Source organism: Tenacibaculum litoreum (genome assembly GCF_964513915.1).
Classification (GTDB): domain Bacteria; phylum Bacteroidota; class Bacteroidia; order Flavobacteriales; family Flavobacteriaceae; genus Polaribacter; species Polaribacter litoreum.
In genome coordinates this window covers 1,044,980-1,065,778 of the sequence record NZ_CAZEQS010000003.1, presented here as the reverse complement: position 1 = coordinate 1,065,778, position 20,799 = coordinate 1,044,980, and the positions used below count along the sequence as shown (strand labels likewise).

At 31.8% G+C, this 20,799-nt stretch carries 19 protein-coding genes; 5 read left to right on the top strand and 14 right to left on the bottom strand.

Annotation, left to right across the window (positions count from 1 at the left end):
* Window positions 1–98: 98 nt before the first annotated feature.
* Both ACKTTR_RS10875 and ACKTTR_RS10870 read right to left on the bottom strand, forming a co-directional pair.
* The gene (locus ACKTTR_RS10875) at window positions 99–869 is read right to left on the bottom strand and encodes a zinc ribbon domain-containing protein (RefSeq protein WP_408027861.1); all 771 of its coding nucleotides are present in this window, start codon (window positions 867–869) and stop codon (window positions 99–101) included.
* Between the two features lie 3 nt (window positions 870–872).
* A complete protein-coding gene (locus ACKTTR_RS10870) occupies window positions 873–1,967 on the bottom strand; it encodes a Nif3-like dinuclear metal center hexameric protein (protein WP_408027860.1) in 1,095 nt (364 codons plus the stop codon).
* 103 nt (window positions 1,968–2,070) lie between these two features.
* On the opposite strand from ACKTTR_RS10870, the gene lpxK reads away from it, so the two are divergent.
* Complete coding sequence (gene lpxK / locus ACKTTR_RS10865) at window positions 2,071–3,102, top strand: tetraacyldisaccharide 4'-kinase (protein ID WP_408027859.1); 1,032 nt, start codon at window positions 2,071–2,073, stop codon at window positions 3,100–3,102.
* Here the strand turns inward: lpxK and ACKTTR_RS10860 are convergent.
* From ACKTTR_RS10860 to ACKTTR_RS10845, 4 genes are all read right to left on the bottom strand, one after another.
* Window positions 3,099–5,084, bottom strand: coding sequence for a GTP-binding protein (locus ACKTTR_RS10860; protein WP_408027858.1), 1,986 nt, complete (start codon window positions 5,082–5,084; stop codon window positions 3,099–3,101). The genes lpxK and ACKTTR_RS10860 overlap by 4 nt on opposite strands.
* A gap of 36 nt (window positions 5,085–5,120) precedes the next feature.
* Window positions 5,121–6,182, bottom strand: coding sequence for a mannose-1-phosphate guanylyltransferase (locus tag ACKTTR_RS10855; RefSeq protein ID WP_408027857.1), 1,062 nt, complete (start codon window positions 6,180–6,182; stop codon window positions 5,121–5,123).
* Between the two features lie 10 nt (window positions 6,183–6,192).
* On the bottom strand, window positions 6,193–6,789 hold the full coding sequence (locus ACKTTR_RS10850; RefSeq protein WP_408027856.1) for a SprT-like domain-containing protein: 597 nt from the start codon (window positions 6,787–6,789) through the stop codon (window positions 6,193–6,195).
* 139 nt (window positions 6,790–6,928) lie between these two features.
* A complete protein-coding gene (locus ACKTTR_RS10845) occupies window positions 6,929–7,609 on the bottom strand; it encodes an SDR family NAD(P)-dependent oxidoreductase (RefSeq protein WP_408027855.1) in 681 nt (226 codons plus the stop codon).
* Window positions 7,610–7,683: 74 nt separating this feature from the next.
* Here ACKTTR_RS10845 and ACKTTR_RS10840 point away from each other — a divergent pair, with 74 nt between their 5' ends.
* The gene (locus tag ACKTTR_RS10840; RefSeq protein WP_408027854.1) at window positions 7,684–8,970 is read left to right on the top strand and encodes a metal-dependent hydrolase family protein; all 1,287 of its coding nucleotides are present in this window, start codon (window positions 7,684–7,686) and stop codon (window positions 8,968–8,970) included.
* A 338-nt stretch (window positions 8,971–9,308) separates the two neighbouring features.
* Here the strand turns inward: ACKTTR_RS10840 and ACKTTR_RS10835 are convergent, their stop codons facing one another.
* Together ACKTTR_RS10835 and ACKTTR_RS10830 are read right to left on the bottom strand one after the other, a co-directional pair.
* Window positions 9,309–10,805 carry a hypothetical protein gene (locus tag ACKTTR_RS10835; RefSeq protein ID WP_408027853.1) on the bottom strand — a complete coding sequence of 499 codons (1,497 nt, stop codon included), beginning with the start codon at window positions 10,803–10,805 and terminating at the stop codon, window positions 9,309–9,311.
* 15 nt (window positions 10,806–10,820) lie between these two features.
* Window positions 10,821–11,861, bottom strand: coding sequence for a glutaminyl-peptide cyclotransferase (locus ACKTTR_RS10830; RefSeq protein ID WP_408027852.1), 1,041 nt, complete (start codon window positions 11,859–11,861; stop codon window positions 10,821–10,823).
* Between the two features lie 197 nt (window positions 11,862–12,058).
* Here ACKTTR_RS10830 and ACKTTR_RS10825 point away from each other — a divergent pair, with 197 nt between their 5' ends.
* From ACKTTR_RS10825 to ACKTTR_RS10815, 3 genes are all read left to right on the top strand, one after another.
* Window positions 12,059–12,310: a type B 50S ribosomal protein L31 gene (locus ACKTTR_RS10825; RefSeq protein WP_047789607.1), complete on the top strand. Its 252-nt coding sequence runs from the start codon at window positions 12,059–12,061 to the stop codon at window positions 12,308–12,310.
* 92 nt (window positions 12,311–12,402) lie between these two features.
* The gene (locus ACKTTR_RS10820) at window positions 12,403–13,935 is read left to right on the top strand and encodes an FMN-binding glutamate synthase family protein (protein ID WP_408027851.1); all 1,533 of its coding nucleotides are present in this window, start codon (window positions 12,403–12,405) and stop codon (window positions 13,933–13,935) included.
* Between the two features lie 18 nt (window positions 13,936–13,953).
* Complete coding sequence (locus ACKTTR_RS10815; RefSeq protein ID WP_408027850.1) at window positions 13,954–15,051, top strand: methyltransferase; 1,098 nt, start codon at window positions 13,954–13,956, stop codon at window positions 15,049–15,051.
* A 42-nt stretch (window positions 15,052–15,093) separates the two neighbouring features.
* Here the strand turns inward: ACKTTR_RS10815 and ACKTTR_RS10810 are convergent, their stop codons facing one another.
* From ACKTTR_RS10810 to ACKTTR_RS10785, 6 genes are all read right to left on the bottom strand, one after another.
* Window positions 15,094–15,723, bottom strand: coding sequence for an outer membrane beta-barrel protein (locus ACKTTR_RS10810; RefSeq protein WP_408027849.1), 630 nt, complete (start codon window positions 15,721–15,723; stop codon window positions 15,094–15,096).
* 54 nt (window positions 15,724–15,777) lie between these two features.
* Window positions 15,778–16,947, bottom strand: a complete 1,170-nt coding sequence (locus ACKTTR_RS10805) for a histidine decarboxylase (protein WP_408027848.1) — start codon at window positions 16,945–16,947, stop codon at window positions 15,778–15,780.
* A gap of 240 nt (window positions 16,948–17,187) precedes the next feature.
* Window positions 17,188–18,225, bottom strand: coding sequence for a M28 family metallopeptidase (locus ACKTTR_RS10800; protein WP_408027847.1), 1,038 nt, complete (start codon window positions 18,223–18,225; stop codon window positions 17,188–17,190).
* A 65-nt stretch (window positions 18,226–18,290) separates the two neighbouring features.
* Entirely contained in the window at window positions 18,291–18,995 is a 705-nt protein-coding gene (locus ACKTTR_RS10795; RefSeq protein WP_408028005.1) for an ABC transporter ATP-binding protein, read from the bottom strand.
* A gap of 117 nt (window positions 18,996–19,112) precedes the next feature.
* Window positions 19,113–20,144 carry a FecCD family ABC transporter permease gene (locus ACKTTR_RS10790; RefSeq protein ID WP_408027846.1) on the bottom strand — a complete coding sequence of 344 codons (1,032 nt, stop codon included), beginning with the start codon at window positions 20,142–20,144 and terminating at the stop codon, window positions 19,113–19,115.
* Window positions 20,145–20,723, bottom strand: a complete 579-nt coding sequence (locus ACKTTR_RS10785; RefSeq protein ID WP_408027845.1) for a non-canonical purine NTP diphosphatase — start codon at window positions 20,721–20,723, stop codon at window positions 20,145–20,147.
* Window positions 20,724–20,799 lie beyond the last annotated feature (76 nt).

Sequence of the window (20,799 nt, the reverse complement as noted above, 5' to 3'; positions counted from 1 at the left end):
CTTTGATTTTTAATTGTTACTAATTTTACAATCAAAACTGATAGCAATAAAAAAGCCTCCAAATTTTTGGAGGCTTTGTATATATTTTAAGAAAAATATTAAGCAAATAAGCTGTCTATTTTTTCTTTTTCTTCTTGTGCTAAAGCAGGGTCTACTAAAATACGACCACTGTGCTCGTCAATTGTAATTTTCTTACGGTTAGCAATCTCTAATTGAACTTGCGGTGGAATAGTGAAGAAAGAACCTCCAGCAGCTCCACGCTCAATAGCAACAACAGCTAAACCGTTTCTTACTTTAGTTCTAATTCTTTTATATGCCGTTAATAAGTGCTTGTCAATAGATTGAGAAAACTCTTCAGACTTTTCTTTTAATAATTGCTCTTCTTTCTCAGTTTCTTTTAAGATAGCATCTAATTCACCTTTTTTGTGAGCTAAATGTGCTTCTTGCTTAGCTAATTTTTCTTTGGTGTTATCAATAACCTCTTTCTTTTGAGTAATTTTAGCTTTGTATTCTTTAATTCTCTTTTCAGATAATTGAATTTCTAGCTCTTGGTACTCAATTTCTTTAGATAAAGAGTCGAATTCACGGTTATTACGAACATTTTTTTGTTGTTCTTCGTATTTAGTAATTAAGTTTTTAGATTCTTCAATCGCTAACTTTTTGTTACTAATATCAGTTTCTAAATTTTTAACATCCTCAGCTAAATTAGAAAGTCTCTTGTTTAATCCGGCAACTTCATCTTCTAAATCTTCAACTTCTAAAGGTAATTCACCGCGAACGTTTCTAATCTCGTCAATTCTAGAATCGATTAACTGTAAATCGTATAACGCTCTTAATTTTTCTTCTACCGTTACTTCTTTTTTTGCCATCTGTTAAATATAGTGTATTGGATTTGTACTCTTTTCGCTTAAAATAATTGCAAAAGTACTAAATTTTTTGCTAAGATAATCAACTAAAAGGTTTTTTGTAAACTGCTCGCTTTCATAATGTCCTACATCTGCGAGTAATATTCTTTTTTCTGCTTTAAAAAATTCATGGTATTTAAAATCAGCACTTATGTAAGCATCGGCACCAGCTCGCATTGCATTTTTAATGGCAAAACTTCCTGAACCTCCTAGTACAGCTACTTTTTTAATAGGTTTGTCAAGTAGTTCTGAGTGTCGTACACAACCAGTTTTAAAGGTTTCTTTTACAAATAATAAAAAGTCTTTTTCATTCATTGCCGAAGGAAGTTCTCCAATCATTCCCATACCTACGTGTTGGTTTTGATTATCAAGAGTAATAACTTCGTAGGCAACCTCTTCATAAGGATGGTTTTTAAATAGAGCGGAAAGTATTTTTCCTTCTAAATAAGAATCAAATGTTACTGTAATACAGGTTTCTTCTTCAAACATTAATTCTCCTTTTTCTCCTACTTTAGGATTTGAATTTTCGTTTCCTCTGTAGCTTCCTTTTCCTTCTACATTAAAAGAGCAGTTATCATAATTCCCAATATTTCCCGCGCCAGCTTCAAATAATTTTTCACGTAAATTAGCTGCTTCCTCAAAGGGAACATAAGTTGTTAGTTTTTTAATAATCCCTTTTTTAGGAATCAAGGTTTTCATGTTTTCTAACCCTAAAACTTCTCCCATTTTAGCTGAAACTCCATTATTGACATTATCTAATGCTGTATGTGTAGCATATATAGCAATGTTGTGTTGAATAGCTTTTAATACGACGCGTTCTACATAATTGTTACCGTTAATCTTTTTCAATCCGCTAAACACAATAGGATGAAAACTTACGATAAGATTACAATTTTTAGCAATAGCTTCCTCAACAGTTTCTTCAAGAGTGTCTAAGGTAACTAAAACTCCAGTAACTTTAGTATTATAGTTTCCTATTAATAAGCCTACATTGTCAAAATCTTCGGCATACGAAAGTGGAGCTAATTGTTCAATGTAGTTGGTAACGTCTTTTATTTGCATTTGGGTGAGTTTAATAATAGTTCAAAGTTAGTAAAACTAGTTGTGACTATAAAGGTTACTTCACTTTGTTCGTAATGAAGAAATAATTTTTACTTTTGGTGTAATGAAGCTACTTCGATTTTTATTATTTCCGTTTGCTGTTTTGTATGATATAATTACGAGGATTCGTAATTGGTTTTTTAATGTAGGCATTTTAAAATCTACTTCTTTTGATATTCCTGTAATTGCTGTTGGTAATTTAAGTGTAGGAGGAACAGGAAAATCTCCACAGATTGAATATTTGATACGATTACTGAAAGATAGCTATAAAATAGCTGTTTTAAGTCGCGGCTATAAGCGTAAAACAGAAGGCTTTCAAGTAGTGAATGATACCCATACAGCTGAAGATGTAGGTGATGAACCCTTACAATTTTATAAGAAGTTTAAAAAAGATGTTACCGTAGCTGTGGATGCTGATAGAACGAATGGAATTCAACAGTTGTTACAGCGCAATAATCCGCCAGAAATTGTATTGTTAGATGATGCTTATCAGCATAGAAAAGTAACGGCGAGTAGTTATATTTTACTAACCAAGTATAACGATTTATTTGTAGATGATTTTTTATTACCTACAGGAAATTTACGAGAAAGTAGGAGAGGGGCTAAACGAGCAAAGGTGATTGTGGTAACGAAATGCCCTGAAAATTTATCTGAAGTAGCGCAAGAAAAAATAGTGAGAAAACTCAATCCCAAGCCATATCAAAAAGTATTCTTTACAACAATAGCTTACGATGAGAATTTAAAAGGAACAAATGAGTTAACAATTGATGATTTGCAGGATAAAGAAGTGTTGTTAGTGACGGGAATTGCGAATCCGACTCCTTTATTGAATTTTTTGAAAGAAAAGAAAGTAAGTTTCAAGCATCTAAACTTTCCTGACCACCATAATTTTACGAATCAAGATATTGAGAATATCAAGAAATCATATGAAACATTAACTTCTCAGCAAAAAATCATACTAACTACCGAAAAGGATTATATGCGTTTAGAAGGAAAGGTTGATTCTCTTAATTATATCTCTATAAAAAGTCACTTTATAAGTGAAGAGAAAGTTTTTAACTCTTTGGTGTTGAGTGAAGTAAAAAAGATAAACTAAATAACTCGTTCGTCAGCTTTATAAGCACCTCGTCGATGTAAAATCCATTGAGCTTCGTCTAATGGATTCACTCCTTTAAAAGGTCTTGACTTTCCTTCTCCTTCAGGACACACGTCATAACCATGAAAAACCATTCGTAAACGTATACGACCACTACAAATAGTATTTAATTTAATACTTAAATCTAAAGAAGTAGCAACAGGAATCGTTCCTGTAAGATGCATCATTTCATTTTGAAAAGTAGGAGAGTTAATAGTAGCTCTTCTCGTAGTAAGTTCCGAAATAATTTTACTTAAAAACTCTTCATTTGTTTTTATTTCAAAGCGAACTAAAGGTTCCAGCAAATGTGTTCCACCAGCTTGTAAACCTTTCATGATTCCCATTGGAGTAGCTAAGTTAAAATCACCAGGTCTTGAATGAACATTATGATCTTCTCCTTTAATCAATGTTATTTTTACATCGGTTACTTCCCAGCCAAGTAAACCTTGTTCTAAAGCTTTAGGAATCGTTCTGGCTATTTCGTTTTGATATTTGTTATGAATGTCGTTTTTAGAAACAATAGATTGGTAACTAACACCAGAATTTAAAGGAGCTGGTTCAATTAAAAAAGTCATGATTGCCCAACAAGGTTTAGGCATCCAATAACGAACATAACCTTCTGCGGCTTTGCTTATGGTTTCTTTATAAACAATTTGAGGCTCTGTAAAAGTAGCGGGTATTGAAAATCGCTCTAATAAAACATGTGTAAGCACTTCAATTTGCATATCTCCCATTAGTAACAATAATAATTCTTTTTCGGGTTTATGCCATTTGAATTGTAGCGTTGGATCTTCTCTGTCTATGATTTGTAAAGCCTGCGCTAAAGCATTGTAATCTTTATCGTTATCAGGTATTACTTGTACACTCAAAACAGGCGTGTTTAATTCGGGTAGTTTTGGAATTCCTTCGGGGTTGCCAAGAATGTCCCCTGTTTTTGTATCAACAACACCTGTAATAATTCCGATATCACCAGTTTTAATAGTAGTGTCAATATGTTTGGTATGATGAAAAACCTTCGATTGGTTTATTTTAGTTTCTACAGCTTGTGTGTGATTATAAATAACCGACTTAGAAGATAACTCACCCGAAAAAACTTTTACATGTGCCATAACACCATGAGTTTTATGATGTTCTAACTTGTATACATAAGCAGAAGTTTCTTGTGTGGCAGTATTCTTATCTGGTTTGATGAAACTTGTTAATCCGTCTAATAGCTCCTTTACACCAATGTTGTTTTTAGCAATTCCAATAAATACAGGAGAAATTAAAGTTTTGGAAGTGTTTTTTACAATAGATTTTATATAGGTCTCATCAGTAATGGTGTGACCGTTTAAGTATTGTTCTAACAGGTTTTCATCAGTTTCAATCAGTTCTTCTGTAATGGCTTCTTTTTGTTCTTTGGTAATCGAACTATTATGAAAAACTGGATTAATACAAGCAGTGTCCAATCCTTCATGATGACTGGTATAGATAGACACAGTTTTAATTTGAAGCTCATCTTTTATCTGTTCTAAAACATTCTCTGTATCTGCTCCTTGTCGGTCAATTTTATTAATGAAAATTATTGTAGGAATTTTTAGTTTTTGCAAAGCATCCGCAATAGTTAAGGTGTGAGCTTGTACACCTTCAACTGCTGAAACAACTAAAACAACTGCATCTACTACACATAATGTTCTTGCAACTTCACTCGAAAAATCTACGTGTCCTGGAGTGTCTATTAGATTAACTTTGGTATTATTCCAAATAAAAGAAGTGGTTGCTGCTTTTATGGAAATTCCACGTTCTTTTTCTAGCGCTAGACTGTCAGTAACGGTAGAACCTTTATCTACACTTCCGATATTTCTTATAGCTCCTGTATGGTATAACAAATGTTCGGTTAAAGTAGTTTTACCAGCATCGACATGTGCTAAAATTCCTATGTTAAGAATGTTAGAATATTCCATTAATCAGTAATATCTTATAAAGAGAGAGGTAGTTTGTTAAAATTTCTCTTTTGCTTCAGTTCGTAGTTTTTTAATGTCTTGTTCGTCTTTACGTGGACAAATTACCAAAACATCATCTTTTTCTACAATAATAAAATCTTGTAACCCTTGGACCACTACTTTTTTACCGTTTTTAGTGCTGACCATATTTCCGTTGGCATCTTTAAAAATAGTTGTGGCTCCAACTGTTGCGTTTTGATGAGTGTCTTTACCTAGTTTGTTATATAAAGAACCCCAGGTACCCAAATCATCCCAACCAAAATCTACAGGGAGTACATGTACTTTTTCAGAACGCTCCATGATTCCGAAATCGATAGAAATGTTTTCACATTTTTCATAGTTACGTTTAATAAAATCATCTTCAAAATTGGTGTTGTACACGTTGTCTTCGGTTTCTAAAATGTTTACCATTTCAGGAAGATGTTTTTTAAAGGAATCTAAAATGCTAGAAACAGACCAAACAAATATACCAGCATTCCAAAGATAGTCACCACTCGCTAAAAACTGAGTAGCTTTTTCTAGGTTTGGTTTTTCAGTAAATGTTTTTACCTTTTTTATTTCAGAAGAATTTTCTTCAAACTGAATATAACCATAACCTGTATTTGGATGACTCGGTTGTATTCCTAGAGTCATTAATATATCTTCTTGAGAACAAGCGTTAAAAGAAGTTTCTATATTCTTAATAAATTCTGTTTCATTTTCTATCCAGTGATCTGATGGAGCTACTAACATCACAGCATTTTCATTTTGCTGACGGATTTTTAACGCAGCATATAAAATACAAGGAGCAGTATTGCGCATAGTAGGTTCAAGTAATAACTGTTTTGCGCTAATTTTAGGAAGTTGCTCTAATACTAATTCTTCATAAAGCTTATTGGTGGCAATTAAAATATTTTCAGAAGGAATTAATTGATTAACTCTACTAAAAGTTCTTTGCAGTAAAGATTCACCACTTCCTAATAGGTCGTGAAATTGTTTTGGGTACTTTTCGGTACTTACTGGCCAAAGACGAGAACCTACACCTCCCGCCATAATTACTACGTAATAATTAGTGTTCATACTATTTTGTTTATTTAGAAACGACTAGCTTCACTTCTGCATTTTGGTTGAATAGATACACACGTTTGTTTTCTAAATTTAAACATTCATAGCGTGTTCTACGTTTATTTCCTCTTTTGTAAAGTGTTTCTTTAAACTGAAAAACACTTCCGTTAGGAATTTCAAAGATAAAATTCTTTCCATCTTCTGATTTTCCGCCACGTAGTGCTAGTGATAAATTTACATCGGCATCTGTACTGGCTTTTGGGTTTTTTAAATAGTTAGCTAAATAAGGTAGAATATTTTTTGGATAAATCTCAGGCTGTAAAAAAGGTAGCATTAAATGTTGAAAAACTGTTTTCCATTCTTTACCATGAGGTTGTACTCTTCCAAATTTTTGATACGTAACATGGTGTGCAATTTCATGAACTAACGTCAACAAAAACTGATAAGGGTTTAGGTTGTTATTCACTGTAATTTGCATGTGACCATTAGGTAAACGACGGAAATCACCATGTTTGGTTTGACGTTCGCTTACTATTTTTAAGTTAATTTTATGCTCTATAATTAAATATTCAACTAACGGAATAGCTTCTTCAGGGATGTATTTAATCAGTGTTTTTTTCAAAAGTTAGTTCGAGTGGTTTTTATTTTGAAATAAAATGGAAAAATAAAAATTGTATAGAGAACTAGCTAATACTTCTCGATACAATTTTCTTTTCAGCTATGTTGAACGAAAATCACTCGAAGTGACAGTCGTTATTTTTCTATGGAGTAGAACTTGAAACTTGTAATACTTTTCCGTTATAGTATTTATTACCAGTTAACGCAAAATCAAAAATATAATTAGCCATTTCTTTAGCAGATAAAGGAGCTTCATATCCAGGGAAAGCCTCTTCTAACATTTCTGTTTGTACAGCCCCTAAGGCTAAGACGTTAAAAGCTATTTGTTGTTCTTTATATTCTTCAGCTAATAATTCCGATAAGGTTATTACAGCACCTTTGGCAGAGCTATAAGCGGCTAGTCCAGGAAATTTCATGCTTCCTTGTATTCCGCCCATACTACTCACTGTTACTACATGACTCCCTTGTTGCATAAAAGGCAGTAGGTTTTTAGTCAATTCAGCAACTGCAAAAACATTCACTTTATAAACTTCTTCAAAATCTTGCGTAGTTAATTGTTGAAAAGGTTTATTAATCAACTTTCCTGCATTATTGATAAGAATATCTACCTTTTTCCATTCAGTTGAAACAAAATCAACCGCTTTTTTTATATCCTTTTCCTCAGATAAATCGACGGAGATGGTTGTGATGTTTGGGTGACTTACCTGTTCTAAAGGTTTTGTATTTCTTGATAGAGCTAAGACTTGATGTCCTTGATTAGCAAACTGCTGCGCTAATTCAAAACCAATACCTCTACTAGTTCCAGTAATAACAATGTTCTTCATGTAATTGTCAAAATTTAAAAAGGCAAGCTACATAAAAATCACTACATTTATTGCTTAATCATTCTTAAATTATCATGAAAAAAAGACTTTTTTTAGCGCTATTCTTAACAATGTCAATCGCAACATTTGCTCAAAACACTTATATATTTTGTGGAAAATTAATTGATACAGAAAAAGGTGAAATAAAAGAACAACAAACCGTAATTGTAAAGGATAATAAGATTGTTGATGTGTTAAAAGGCTATGTGAATCCTGAAAACACTGATGATATAACGATAGATTTAAAAGATAAGGTGGTAATGCCTGGATTGATTGATATGCATGTGCATATTGAAAGTGAACACAGTCCAAAGTCGAGATTAGAAAAATATATATTGAATGAAGCTGATAGAGCTTATAATTCAGTAAAATTTGCAGAAACTACTTTGTTAAACGGTTTTACCACAGTAAGAGATTTAGGAGGAACTGGAGTTAATATTTCTTTAGCCAAAGCAATTAAAGTAGGTAAAATTACAGGTCCTAGAGTATTTACAGCAGGAAAATCTTTAGCAACTACGGGTGGGCATGCAGACCCAACGAATGGAAGTAGTAGAGAGTTGATTGGGAATCCTGGTCCAAAAGAAGGAGTCGTAAACTCTGTTGAAGATGCAAAAAAAGCAGTTCGTCAACGTTATAAAAATGGAGCAGACTGTATAAAAATTACAGCTACGGGAGGAGTGTTAAGTGTGGCTAAAAGTGGAGACAATCCGCAATTTAATATTGATGAAATAAAAGCTATTTGTGAAACTGCAAAAGATTATGGAATGCATGTAGCGGCTCATGCTCATGGAGATGAAGGAATGCAACGTGCTATTATTGGAGGTGTAAAAACTATAGAGCATGGAACTTATATGAGTGATATTACGATGGAGCTGATGAAAAAACATGATGCATATTTAGTACCGACTATTACAGCAGGAAAAGAGGTTGAAGAGAAAGCAAAAGTAAAAGGGTTTTACCCTGAAATAGTGGTCCCTAAAGCATTGGCTGTTGGTCCGCAAATACAAGGAACTTTTAGTAGAGCTTACAAAAGAGGGGTAAAAATAGCTTTTGGTACTGATGCTGGAGTATTTAAACACGGTAAGAATGGTAAAGAATTTGGGTATATGGTAGAAGCTGGAATGCCTGCTATGGAGACTATACAGTCTGCTACAGTAACTAATGCAGCATTATTAGATATGAAAAATGAGCTAGGACAAGTTAAAAAAGGATTTCTAGCAGATATTATTGCAGTAGATGAAGATCCTACTCAAAATATTCATACCATGGAAAAAGTAACCTTTGTAATGAAAAACGGAAAAGTGTTTAAAAAAGCTAAGTAGTATTTTAAGAGCTTGTAGCCTTTAAAAATAAACAAAAAAGGAATACTTTAGTATTCCTTTTTTACTCTGCATAGATTTCTCAATCTATTGATATTGCCCCCCGACAATGCTTTTATATATATATATTAATTTTTATCTAAAAAAAAAAGAGCTATTCATTACGGTTAAGAAGAACAGCTCTCAACTAACCAAACTAATTAATCTATTTATTTTATTACTATGAATGAAACAAATACACTACAAATATATGTTTACTTAGTAGTGTACTTTATTATAATTCGACGAATGGATTGTTTTAATCGTTGAATGGAAGTGTTTTGTAGATAAATATTATCTATTTAAAAATCAGTATGTTGATATGCGCCAATATCAGGTGTAGAGCTTCTAGAAATACCTAAAATATCTTGAGAAACAGTGGAAGATTGCGCTTTGTTAATTGCATCACTATTTTTACCAATGATAAACTCGTTTTTAGTAACATCTTTAAAGTTAGGTTCTCCGTTTAAAATGTTATTTTGATAGTGTGTAGAATCATCAAAATTCAATTCATTATTGTCAGTGAATGAATTATTAAGGTCATTAAATTTTATTAAGCAATTTTCAACCATGTAATTAAAGGTTGTGCCATCAATTTTATCAAGAATAAATTCAACGTTGTTGTTTCCTTCAATGATACAGTTTATAAAGTTAGCGGTAACTAAATCATTAGTCTCCGTAACTTCTTGATTATCATTATTAAGATAAGTAATATGGTTATTGACTAAAACTGAAGGTAACTGACGAATACTATTGTTCCAAAAGTTAGCAAAAGTAGCATGTGTAAAACTATATTTTCCTCCAAAGGTACAAGCCAGTGCAGATTGCCCCGTACTACCTATTACTAGGTTTTCACCTTCAATATGTGTGTTTCTACCTAAAACACCATAGTTTGAGCTGTTATATATTTCAGTGTTTTTTATAGTTAGAGTAGGAGAGGAGATACCTTGTCCGTCAACTAGAAACCCAACAGTTCCGTTTTTAATTTGAGCGTGATTCAACTCGTTATTATAACTTCCTTCACGTATCCAAATTACTCCCCATTGCCCTGGAATTTCACTGAATTGATGTTCTAATCGGTCTCCTTCAAAAACCACTTTTTCATCTAAAGTACCATTTACTTTAAAGTTTGCATCTTTATCAATAATTAAGCCTGAGTTATTATGAAAGTGAATTTTAGCTCCAGCTTCAATTGTTAATGTCTTACTAGATGGTACAGCGGCGTAACCGTAAATGACATAAGGTTTTTCATTAGTGAAGGTTAGTTCTTCGTCAGTTAAAAAACGACCTTGAATTTCGGTTTCTTCACCATTAATGTTAAGAGTTTCTATACCAGAACTACTTTTAGAAGGAAAGATAAAATGAGCATCTTGTACCAAAGTAACTAAATCTACATCTTGTTGGTTTTCTCCATTATCAAATAATATTTTATCGGTATATAAAGGGTTGGTAACTGTGTTAGCATCAATAGTAGTTTCTATAAAAATATAAATACTATCATTTGCTAAAATATCGATGTTATTAAAATTATCACCAGTTAATCCGTCTACATTCAAACGATAGTTCGAAGAGTTTCCGTTCTCTAATTTAATTTCTGGAATAGTAATAGTTTTACTACTCTTATTATATACTTTTAGATTATAAGTAGCTGAACCGATGTTACTAAAAATAGTGTCTAGAAATACTGTGTCTTTGGAAAATTGTAGCTTCCCATAACTAGGTATCGTATTGAAGTCTTTTCTACAAGATATTACAATAATAGATAAAATAAGTGCTAGTATGGGAAGGGTATTTTTCATGATTTGGAAAGTAGATTATTGTTTGATTAGTTCTATTTCAAATAATTTCCCCCAATGTTTTCCTGTAACAAATAAACGGTTATTCTCAGCGTCATAAGCAATTCCGTTTAGTACATCATCTTGAGGTTCTAAAGTCTGATCTTTTGCAACAATATCTCTTAATCCATTTAAGTTAGCTACACCTTCAACAACACCTGTTTCTGGATTAATAATAACTATTGAATTTTGTTGCCATTTGTTTGCAAAAACTTTCCCATTAATAAGCTCAATTTCATTTAAATTATCAACAGGATATTTGTTTGTGTAAACTTGGATACTTCTTTTTTCTTCTTGTGTATTTGCATCTAAAAACCAAATTTTATTGCTACCATCTGTTTTAATAAGTTCAGAATTGTTGTGCGTTAATCCCCATCCTTGATTACTGTTTGTGTAGTTAAAGCTTCCAAGTTGTTTAAATGTTTCAAAATCGTATATAAAACCTTTACGTGCATGCCATGTTAACCAATAAATTTTATTGTTAAAAATAGTCATACCTTCTCCAAAGTATTTTTTGTCTAAATCTACTTTTTGTAGTACTTCACCAGTTTTTAATTCAACCTTTCGTAAAGTAGATTCTCCGTTACGACCTGTACTTTCGTATAAGTAACCATTTTTATATTCTAACCCTTGAGTATAGGCTCCTTTATCGTGTGGATAAATGTTTACAATTTTATAAGAATATACAGCAGGAGCTTCTTTTGCTAGCACCTCAATAGAGTTGTTTATTTTTTTTGATTTGTTAGGGTAAAAAGCTAAAGCTGTAACAGCATGTTTTCCAACACCAAAATCAGCAGTGTTAATAGTAACACTCGTTTCGTTTGTATTTACACGTTTGTTATTTACGTATAATTGTACAGAATCTATCTGTTCACCTTTCAATTGCTCAAATTTAATAGCAGCTTTTTTACCTAGTGTGGTTTTTTTGGTAGTATTTAATTTAAATTTGTAATTAGTTTCGCTACAAGAGGTTACAAGTAAAGTAGTTAATCCTAAGGTTAAAAGTTTATAAAAACGCATATATAAAATGTTATTTTCTGTAGTTTATAAAGATGTTGTACAAATTAAAGCAAATTATTTGTTTGCAAATTAAAAAAAAGGGTTAAATTTGCACCCTCAAATAGCCATTGCAGGTTTTTGATATATGAAACAACTATAAAGCTTTACCAACTTTATAATTTTTTCAACAAAAATAAAAGATTTTAAATTTACAAGAGATGAAAAAAGGTATACATCCAGAAAATTATAGAATGGTAGCGTTTAAAGACATGTCTAACGGAGATGTTTTTTTAACACGTTCAACTGCTAATACAAAAGAAACTTTAGAGGTAGAAGGAGTTGAGTATCCATTAATCAAATTAGAAATTTCAAGAACTTCACATCCTTTCTACACTGGTAAGTCTAAGTTAGTAGATACTGCAGGGCGTATTGATAAGTTCAAAAACAAATACGCGAAATTCAAAAAATAATTTCAAGTATTTTAAATATAAAAGAAAGCTCTGGCTATATGTCAGAGCTTTTTTTATGCTAAAATTGTATTTTTGCCAGAAAAATAAAAGAAATGAGAGATACCATTTTATCTGTTATTGTTGTAATTAATATTTTATGTGGTGTGTTGGTTTATTTCATGCCAGATATGGGAAATTATATTTTGTTAACTGTTGCATCAGCAGTAACTTTATTAGCAATATATGATGCCTTTATTCAAAAAAAGCATTCGTTAATGCGTGCTTTTCCAGTAATTGCTCGTTTGCGTTGGGTATTTGAAGAAGAAAGAGAAAAAATTCAACAATATTTTATTGAAGATGATTTAAGTGGAAAGCCTATTAATCGTGAGAAAAGAAGTATTGTTTATCAGCGATCAAAAAAAGAAATTGAAACAGTACCTTTTGGTACCCAACATAATGTATATGCAAAGGGGTATGAGTTTGTAAAACATTCGTTATTTCCTAAAGATCATCATCATATTAATGGTGAAAGAGTACTAATAGGTTCAGATAAGTGTACACAAAAATATGATTCTTCTATAATCAATATTTCTGCAATGTCTTTTGGTTCGTTGAGTAAGAATGCAATTATGGCATTGAACCAAGGGGCTAAAATGGGAGGCTTTGCTCATAACACAGGTGAAGGAGGTATTTCTCCTTATCATTTACAAGGAGGAGATTTAATTTTTCAGGTAGGTACCGGATATTTTGGAGCAGGGAAAAGTGTAAATGGGAAGCGAGTTTTTGATGCAGAGGTTTTTAAGAGAAATGCTGTTAGAGAAGAGGTGAAGATGGTTGAAATAAAGCTTTCACAAGGAGCTAAACCAGGTCACGGAGGAATTCTTCCAGCAAAAAAGAACACTAAAGAAATTGCCGAAATTCGTTCTGTAGAGCCTTTTACACGAGTAGATTCACCACCAGGACATGATGCTTTTTCTAACTTTGATGAAATGGTTGCATTTATTCAACAAGTAAGAGAATTATCAGGAGGGAAACCTATTGGAATTAAGTTTTGTGTTGGTGACAATGATGAAATTGAAGCTATGATTAAAGCTTTTGCTGACGCTAATAACTATCCTGATTATATAGCTGTTGATGGAGGTGAAGGAGGAACAGGTTCAGCACCTTTAGAGTTTTCAAACTACATTGGGACACCGTTATTAGAAGGATTATCTTTTGTAAATAAGATGTTGAAAAAATACGGACTAAAAGACCAAATAAAAATTATTGCAAGTGGTAAAGCTATTGATGCTTTTGATGTGATTAAATATTTAGCATTAGGAGCCGATGCAATTGGTATGGCCCGTAGTTTTATGTTAAGTTTAGGTTGTATTCAGGCGCGTGAGTGTAATTTAGATACTTGCCCTGTAGGTGTGGCAACACAAGAGAAGGACTTAGTAAAGGCTTTGGTAGTTAAGTACAAGAATATACGTGTGAAAAATTACCATAATAAAACAATTAGTGCTATTAAAGAAATGGTTGCGGCTATGGGGAAAGATTCAATAGAAGATGTAGAGCCAAAACATATTTTTAGAAGAAATAGAGCAGGAGAAATAACTTCGTTAGATGAAATTTACTACGCTAAAGAAAAGGTTTTAGTTAGTTAAATGTAGAAAATTACTTAATTGGATACTACAGTAAAAATAAACTCAAAAACGTATCAATTACAGCGTTACCCCAAGACTTTTGATAAAAGTTTACGAGCTTGGAGTAACGCTGAACTCTTAGTGTTAGATTATATAACTGATAAGAATATAGAGCACGTACACCTTTTTAATGATCGTTTTGGAGTGTGGAATTGTGCTTTACAGAATAAAAAAGTTACTACTGTTTGGACGTATGCTAGTCAACAAACAGCAATTCGTCAAAATTTAAAATTGAATAATTTTTCTACGGAAGTTGATTTTAAAACTCCACTTGATGATTTGCAGCATGTAGAAGTGGCTTTAATTAAAATTCCAAAGTCTTTAGAATTATTTGAGTTGTTCTTACAACAAATCCATAAAGCTTCACATGAAGAAACAGTCGTTGTTTGCGGGTTTATGACTAAGTATTTTTCTTCTTCTTTTATAAAGGTTGCTGAACAATATTTTGAAGAAATCACTCAGTCAAAAGCTTGGAAAAAAGCACGTTTGTTGATTTTAAAAGCTCCTAAAAAAGAAATTCAAAAGAAAAACCTAATTAATACTATTCAGTGGAAAGATAAAGCTTTACAGCAATATTATGGCGTGTTCTCTTCTGGAAATGTAGATATAGGAACACAATTTTTTTTAGAAAGTTTAGTGGTTAAACCAGAAGAACTGAGAGTATTAGATCTAGCTTCTGGAAACGGAATTATAGCTTATGAAGTTGCTAAGAAAAATCAACAAGCTGAAGTAACTCTACTAGATGATTTTAATTTGGCTATAGAATCATCTAAAATTAATTTAGAAGGAAATAAAACAGAATTTTTATGTGATGATAGTCTAGAGAACATCAAAGAAAATTCTTTTGATTTGGTTGTATCAAATCCACCTTTTCATTTTGAACATGAGAATAATATTGAAGTAGCATTGAAACTTTTTACAGGAGTAGAAAATTGTTTAAAAAACGACGGGAGGTTTTTGTTGGTGGCTAATTCACATTTGAATTATAGTACGCATCTAATAAAGCTTTTTACTTCGGTAAGTGTGTTACAACAAAATAAAAAGTTTCAAATAATAGAATGTATAAAAAAACGCTAAGAATTTTCTTAGCGTTTCTTGTTTGATTTGTAAACTTTAATACTACCAATAATATGATAGGCCAAAAAATAAATCAGTTGAGTTGATGCTAAAACTAAAACTGTCGAATTCGCTATTTGAAAAATCGGAATCTTCTCGGTCTATTTTAGAATAACCTAAACTACCTATATTAGCTTCTAAGGCAATATTTTTGTTTAAGAAATAAGTTATTCCAGGTCTTATCCCTACAAAATATTGGTTGGTGCTTCTTTCGTATGGAGTAGAATTAATATTGTTTGAATAGTCAGAATAACTATAGCTAAATTCTCCTTGTAACGAAATAGTCAATTTTTTTCCAAGTGGAAAATGCTTTTTAATATAAGGAAAGATTTGATAAGAGTTACCTTTTCCAATTTCATTCCCTGATTCACTTTTTGAATATCCATACCCTAAGCCCAACCCTATAATTAAGTTGTCGTTAATAGTATATCCTACCTTAGGAGAGAAGTTAAAGTTAAAATATTTAGAAGTTTCAGGAGAACCTTCAAATTCATTACTATTATGTCCTATAGAAAAATTTGCACTAGTATACCACGTACCTTTTTCAATAGTTAATTTTTCGTTTTCTTTTTTTTCTTGCCCATAAGCAAATGACAATGCAAGTAGCATTGTACTTAATAATAATTTCTTCATAATTAAATTTTCTTTTAAAGCAATCAAAAGTACTTGTCTTAGATTAATAAAAGGTTAGCTTAATGAAAAATCATAGGAAAATTCCTCTTCAATAATCTGTTCTGTACAATTTTTTAAATCGTTTATAAATTCATCAATTTGAGTTTTCGTTACGTTAGGCATACAAATAACATGAGAAATGTTTCCTTCAGTAGCTAATTGCCATTTATCTTTAATACTTTGTGGAGTTTTTGGTAATACCACAGTAATTGCATTAGGATTTCTCCAAGCATTTACTCCAATTTTTTGTAATTCAGCTTCGCAGTATTCAGCTATAGCTAAACTATGCTGATAACGCTGTTGTAAACCTTCAATACCTAACTTTTTTATGGCATACCACAAGAATAAAGGAGAATGCCCGTTACGTGAACCTGTAATAGTAGTGTCAAACGAACCGATATATGAAATACCTTTAGCAATTCTGTCTCTATTTGACCTTTTAGCCATTAAGACACCAGTTGGGATTGGTGAACCAATAAATTTATGCCCACTAATAGAAATACTGTCAGCTCCATCCATAAAGTCAAAAGGAAGACGAGGTTGCATGAATGGTCCAAAAGAGCCAGCTAAAGCAGCATCACAATGAATATAATGATCTTGAATGGCTAAATTGTGTAAAATTCCTTTGATTTTACCTATGTCATCTTTAGCTTCTTTCATAGTAGTACCAAAAGTTGCTAATACAATTACAGGTTTATGACGATTCATACGAACAGTATTTTCAAAATCTTCATAATCCATCTCACCATTTTCTTGTGATTTAATTACAATACTTGGGATATTTAATAAATGGATGTTCTTACGTACACTGTAATGAGTAGATTCAGAATAGTATACCATAGCCTTAGGGAATAATTCACGAGCAATGTATAAACCATATAGATTGCTTTCTGAACCACCATTGGTTACATACCCCCAAAAGTCTTTCGGATTTGCTCTAAATAGTTTTGCGAAAAATGCAATAACCTCACGTTCCATTTCATGAGTTCGTACACGATAAGTTCCTTGTTCGAATGGATCACCAAGATTGTTAATTGGATATTGAAAAAATTTATTTAATTCTGAATAATCGAAATCTTTTGATACAGGATACCCTAAAAAAGTATCACGAGCAGAAGCTAATTCTTCTTGTAATTTATCTAATTTTTGTTGATTTTCTAATGATAATTTCCCTTCGTTAACCATAGTATTAAAATTTAAGCGGGCAAATGTAAACGAAGCAATGTTATTTATCAGGTATTAGTTTAGTTTTTAGATTATTTTTCTGATTTAATTATTTTAGTAGATAAATAATCTAATTATAGGGCTTTGTAGATGTAAAAGGAGATATATTTTAGGAGTAATATTAAAGGCAAGAAAAGGAAATAAAAAAGCTCATCCAATTAGATGAGCTTTTTAACTTTATAATTTAAATTTGATTAGACCTTATTCTGCGGCTTTATCAACTACAACACGATTCTCACGATTCGCAACTTCCCAAGCTGTATAGAAAACCAAACGAGCCCTATTCTCTAACATTTCATAATTGATTTTGTCAGGAGTGTCAGTTGGTCTGTGATAGTCGGCATGTGTTCCGTTAAAATAAAAAATAATAGGAATGTTGTGCTTAGCAAAATTATAATGGTCAGAACGGTAATAAAAACGGTTAGGGTCGTTATCATCGTTGTATTTATAATCTAAATCGATGTTAGTATACTTTTTATTCATTGCTTCAGAAATGTTATGTAATTCAGTACTTAACTTATCAGAACCGATTAAGTATACATAATTGGGATTTCCTTTATGGCGGTCATCAACTCTACCAATCATATCAATGTTTAAGTTGGTAACAGTATTAGCTAATGGGAAAATTGGGTTTTCAGTATAATATTTAGACCCTAATAGACCTTTTTCTTCACCTGTAACGTGTAAAAATAAAATAGAACGTTTAGGACCTTTACCAGCATCAGCAGCTTGTTTAAAAGCTTCAGCAATTTCTAAAATAGCTACAGTTCCTGATCCGTCATCATCAGCACCATTGTAAATTTCTCCATTTTTAACTCCTTCGTGATCTAAATGAGCAGAAATAACCACTATTTCATCTGGTTTTTCCGTTCCTTTGATAAAAGCAACAACGTTTTCAGAGTCTTTTAAAGTCATTCCTCTACGATTGTTACTTAAGTACTCAGAAGGTACTTCTTGAAAGTAATCATCATCACCTAAAGGAGATGCTATTCCTTGACCAACATAAAAATCTTTTAAATACTTTACCGCTTTCTTTTGTCCAGGTTCACCAGTATTTCTCCCTTCAAATTCATCTGAAGCGTAGATAAACAAGTGTTTTCCTAAATCTTTTGCGGTAATGGTTTTGGCATATTTTGCAGCTTGGTCTGTGGTTGCTTCATTATCAGTACTTGCAGTTTCCTTGCTTGAACCACATGCTACCAGTGCAACTGCACTAGCCATATAAAGTAATTTTTTCATCAATAATTAAGGTTTGTTTAGTTTGATTAGTCTCAAAAGTAACAAAATGTTACAATCGTTCAAATTTAATTTTTCTTAATAACGAATTGTTCTAATGTTTTGTTAAAACTTATTAATTCTTTCGGAAAAAGTTCATCAAAAGCGTTTTTAGCAATTAATTCTTGTGAATTGCCAGTATATAGTTGTTTTTCAGAAAGTAATATGAATTCGTCAGCTAATTGAATGGCTATATTTACTTCGTGAGTAGAAATAATAATAGTTTTTCCTGTGTTCTCTACAAGTTTTTTTAATAAAGAAAACACTTTGAATGTGTGATGTATATCTAAGTGAGCAGTGGGCTCATCTAAAATAATGATTTCGGTATCTTGAGCTAATGCACGAGCAATAAGTACACGTTGTAGTTGACCATCGCTCAATTCATAAAATCGTTTGTCTTTTAAATGGGTGATTTCTGTTTGTTCAATTGCCCAGAGAATTTTTTTTAGATGTTCTTGAGTTAGTTTATCAATCCAGTTAGTGTAAGGTTGACGCCCTAGAGCAACGAGTTCAAAAACCGTTAGCTGACTTAGTGGTAAACGTTCGGTTAATACTAAACTCAGCGTAGTAGATAATTCTTGATTAGTATAGGATGAAAGTTCTTTTTGGTTAATTTTTACAGTTCCGTTTAAAGGTTTTTGAACCTTAGAAATGGTACGAAGTAAGGTTGATTTTCCAATTCCATTTTTACCTAACAAAGCAACAAATTTTCCTTTTTCAATAGTTAAATCAATATCTGAAGCAATAAGTGTTTCTTGCTTTTTTGATTTATATCCTATTGAAAGATTTTCTGTTTGTAAGACGATATGTTTTTGTTCTTGTTTGATGTTTACTTGTTTATAAGCTTAGTTTTATACATATATTTTCTTCTTCCTAATTAATAACCATATAACTACAGGTGCTCCAAATAATGATGTTATTGCGTTAATAGGTAAGGTGAATTCGCTTGTAGGTAACTGCGCTATACTATCACAAATTAATAGAATAATAGCTCCAATTAAAGCAACTGCAGGTAATAATATTTTGTGGTTTGACGTAGAAAAAATCATTTTAGCAATATGTGGAACAGCTAATCCGACAAAAGCAATAGGACCTGAGAAAGCAGTAATTACTCCTGTAAGAATACTTGTAATTAATAAAATAATATTTCTACTTTTTTTAATGTTGATACCAAGGCTTTTTGCATAGTTTTCGCCTAATAAAAAGCTGTTTAAAGGTTTTATAACAGAAAAAGTTCCAAGAATTCCTACAAGGTAAATAACTCCAAAAACTGAAAGTTCAGCCCAAGTTAAGTTTCCTAGACTTCCAAAGCTCCAAAATAAATATTGTTGTATTTGTTCAGCTTCACTAAAAAAAGCTAATACACTAATAACAGCTGATGTTAAAGAGCCAAACATTAATCCAATAATTAAAATAGACATCGTATTTCGAACTCTATTTGCAGCTATAATAACTGCCGATAAAACTAAGAAAGATCCTGCACTAGCAGCAATGGCTAATGCCCAGTTGGAGTAGATTGCTACTAAAAAAAATCCTCCAAAAACACTAGAACCTAAAATAAGCAATGCTACACCAAGGCTTGCGCCAGAAGATATTCCTAATACAAAAGGGCCAGCAAGTGGATTTCTGAATAATGTTTGCATTAATAAACCGCTTATGGCTAATCCTGACCCTACTAACATTGCAGTAATTGCTTTTGGTAAACGGTAGTTAATAATTATAGTTTCCCAGCTATCTTTTGCCACAGGGTAACCAAATAAGGAGTTGAAAATTTCTTTTAAGGGAATTGATACTGAACCTAAACTGATGTTTAGTAGTAGAAAAACAATCAGTAAAACTGATAAAAGTAAAAAATGAACTGTATATGTTTTTGATAAATTCAATTAGTTAATTGATTTTAAAAATGCTACTAACTGCTGAATTGCTAACCCCCTATGGCTTATTTTGTTTTTTTCTTCTGAAGTCATTTCTGCAAATGATTTGTTATAACCCTCAGGCTGAAAAATAGGATCATACCCAAATCCTTGTTCGCCTTGTTTAGAGGTTAAAATACTTCCTTTACAAATTCCATCAAATAAAAATTGCTTTCCATCTAAGTTTAAACAAATAGAAGTTCTAAACTGAGCATTTCTGTCAGTTTTGTGATTCAATTCTGTTAATAGTTTTTGCATATTGTTTTCTGCATTAGCAGGTTCACCAGCATAGCGAGCAGAATATACTCCTGGTTCTCCATTTAAAGCTTCTACCTCTAAACCTGTATCGTCGGCAAAACAATTAAATCCAAACTTTTCAGTAATATAATTTGCTTTAATCTTGGCGTTTCCTTCTAAAGTAGTTGCGGTTTCTTCAATATCATCAAAGCAATCGATATCTTTCAAAGAAAGTAACTCAATAGAGTTAGGGAGCATTTTTTGTACTTCAGCAAGTTTATTTAGATTATTGGTAGCAAAAACTAGTTTCATGCGTTGAAAATTAACAAAAGCAAATGTATTCAATTTTTATCATCTTTGCTGGTGTTTTTATTTCTCATAGTAATGA

Coding starts and splice junctions, on each gene's coding strand:
- ACKTTR_RS10870 (WP_408027860.1), bottom strand. CDS start 1,967: ATGCAAATAAAAGACGTTACCAACTACATTGAACAATTAGCTCCACTT.
- lpxK (WP_408027859.1), top strand. CDS start 2,071: ATGAAGCTACTTCGATTTTTATTATTTCCGTTTGCTGTTTTGTATGAT.
- ACKTTR_RS10810 (WP_408027849.1), bottom strand. CDS start 15,723: ATGAAGAAATTATTATTAAGTACAATGCTACTTGCATTGTCATTTGCT.
- ACKTTR_RS10845 (WP_408027855.1), bottom strand. CDS start 7,609: ATGAAGAACATTGTTATTACTGGAACTAGTAGAGGTATTGGTTTTGAA.
- ACKTTR_RS10835 (WP_408027853.1), bottom strand. CDS start 10,805: ATGAAAAATACCCTTCCCATACTAGCACTTATTTTATCTATTATTGTA.
- ACKTTR_RS10860 (WP_408027858.1), bottom strand. CDS start 5,084: ATGGAATATTCTAACATTCTTAACATAGGAATTTTAGCACATGTCGAT.
- ACKTTR_RS10855 (WP_408027857.1), bottom strand. CDS start 6,182: ATGAACACTAATTATTACGTAGTAATTATGGCGGGAGGTGTAGGTTCT.
- ACKTTR_RS10800 (WP_408027847.1), bottom strand. CDS start 18,225: ATGAAAAAATTACTTTATATGGCTAGTGCAGTTGCACTGGTAGCATGT.
- ACKTTR_RS10820 (WP_408027851.1), top strand. CDS start 12,403: ATGAGAGATACCATTTTATCTGTTATTGTTGTAATTAATATTTTATGT.
- ACKTTR_RS10785 (WP_408027845.1), bottom strand. CDS start 20,723: ATGAAACTAGTTTTTGCTACCAATAATCTAAATAAACTTGCTGAAGTA.
- ACKTTR_RS10825 (WP_047789607.1), top strand. CDS start 12,059: ATGAAAAAAGGTATACATCCAGAAAATTATAGAATGGTAGCGTTTAAA.
- ACKTTR_RS10830 (WP_408027852.1), bottom strand. CDS start 11,861: ATGCGTTTTTATAAACTTTTAACCTTAGGATTAACTACTTTACTTGTA.
- ACKTTR_RS10840 (WP_408027854.1), top strand. CDS start 7,684: ATGAAAAAAAGACTTTTTTTAGCGCTATTCTTAACAATGTCAATCGCA.
- ACKTTR_RS10805 (WP_408027848.1), bottom strand. CDS start 16,947: ATGGTTAACGAAGGGAAATTATCATTAGAAAATCAACAAAAATTAGAT.
- ACKTTR_RS10875 (WP_408027861.1), bottom strand. CDS start 869: ATGGCAAAAAAAGAAGTAACGGTAGAAGAAAAATTAAGAGCGTTATAC.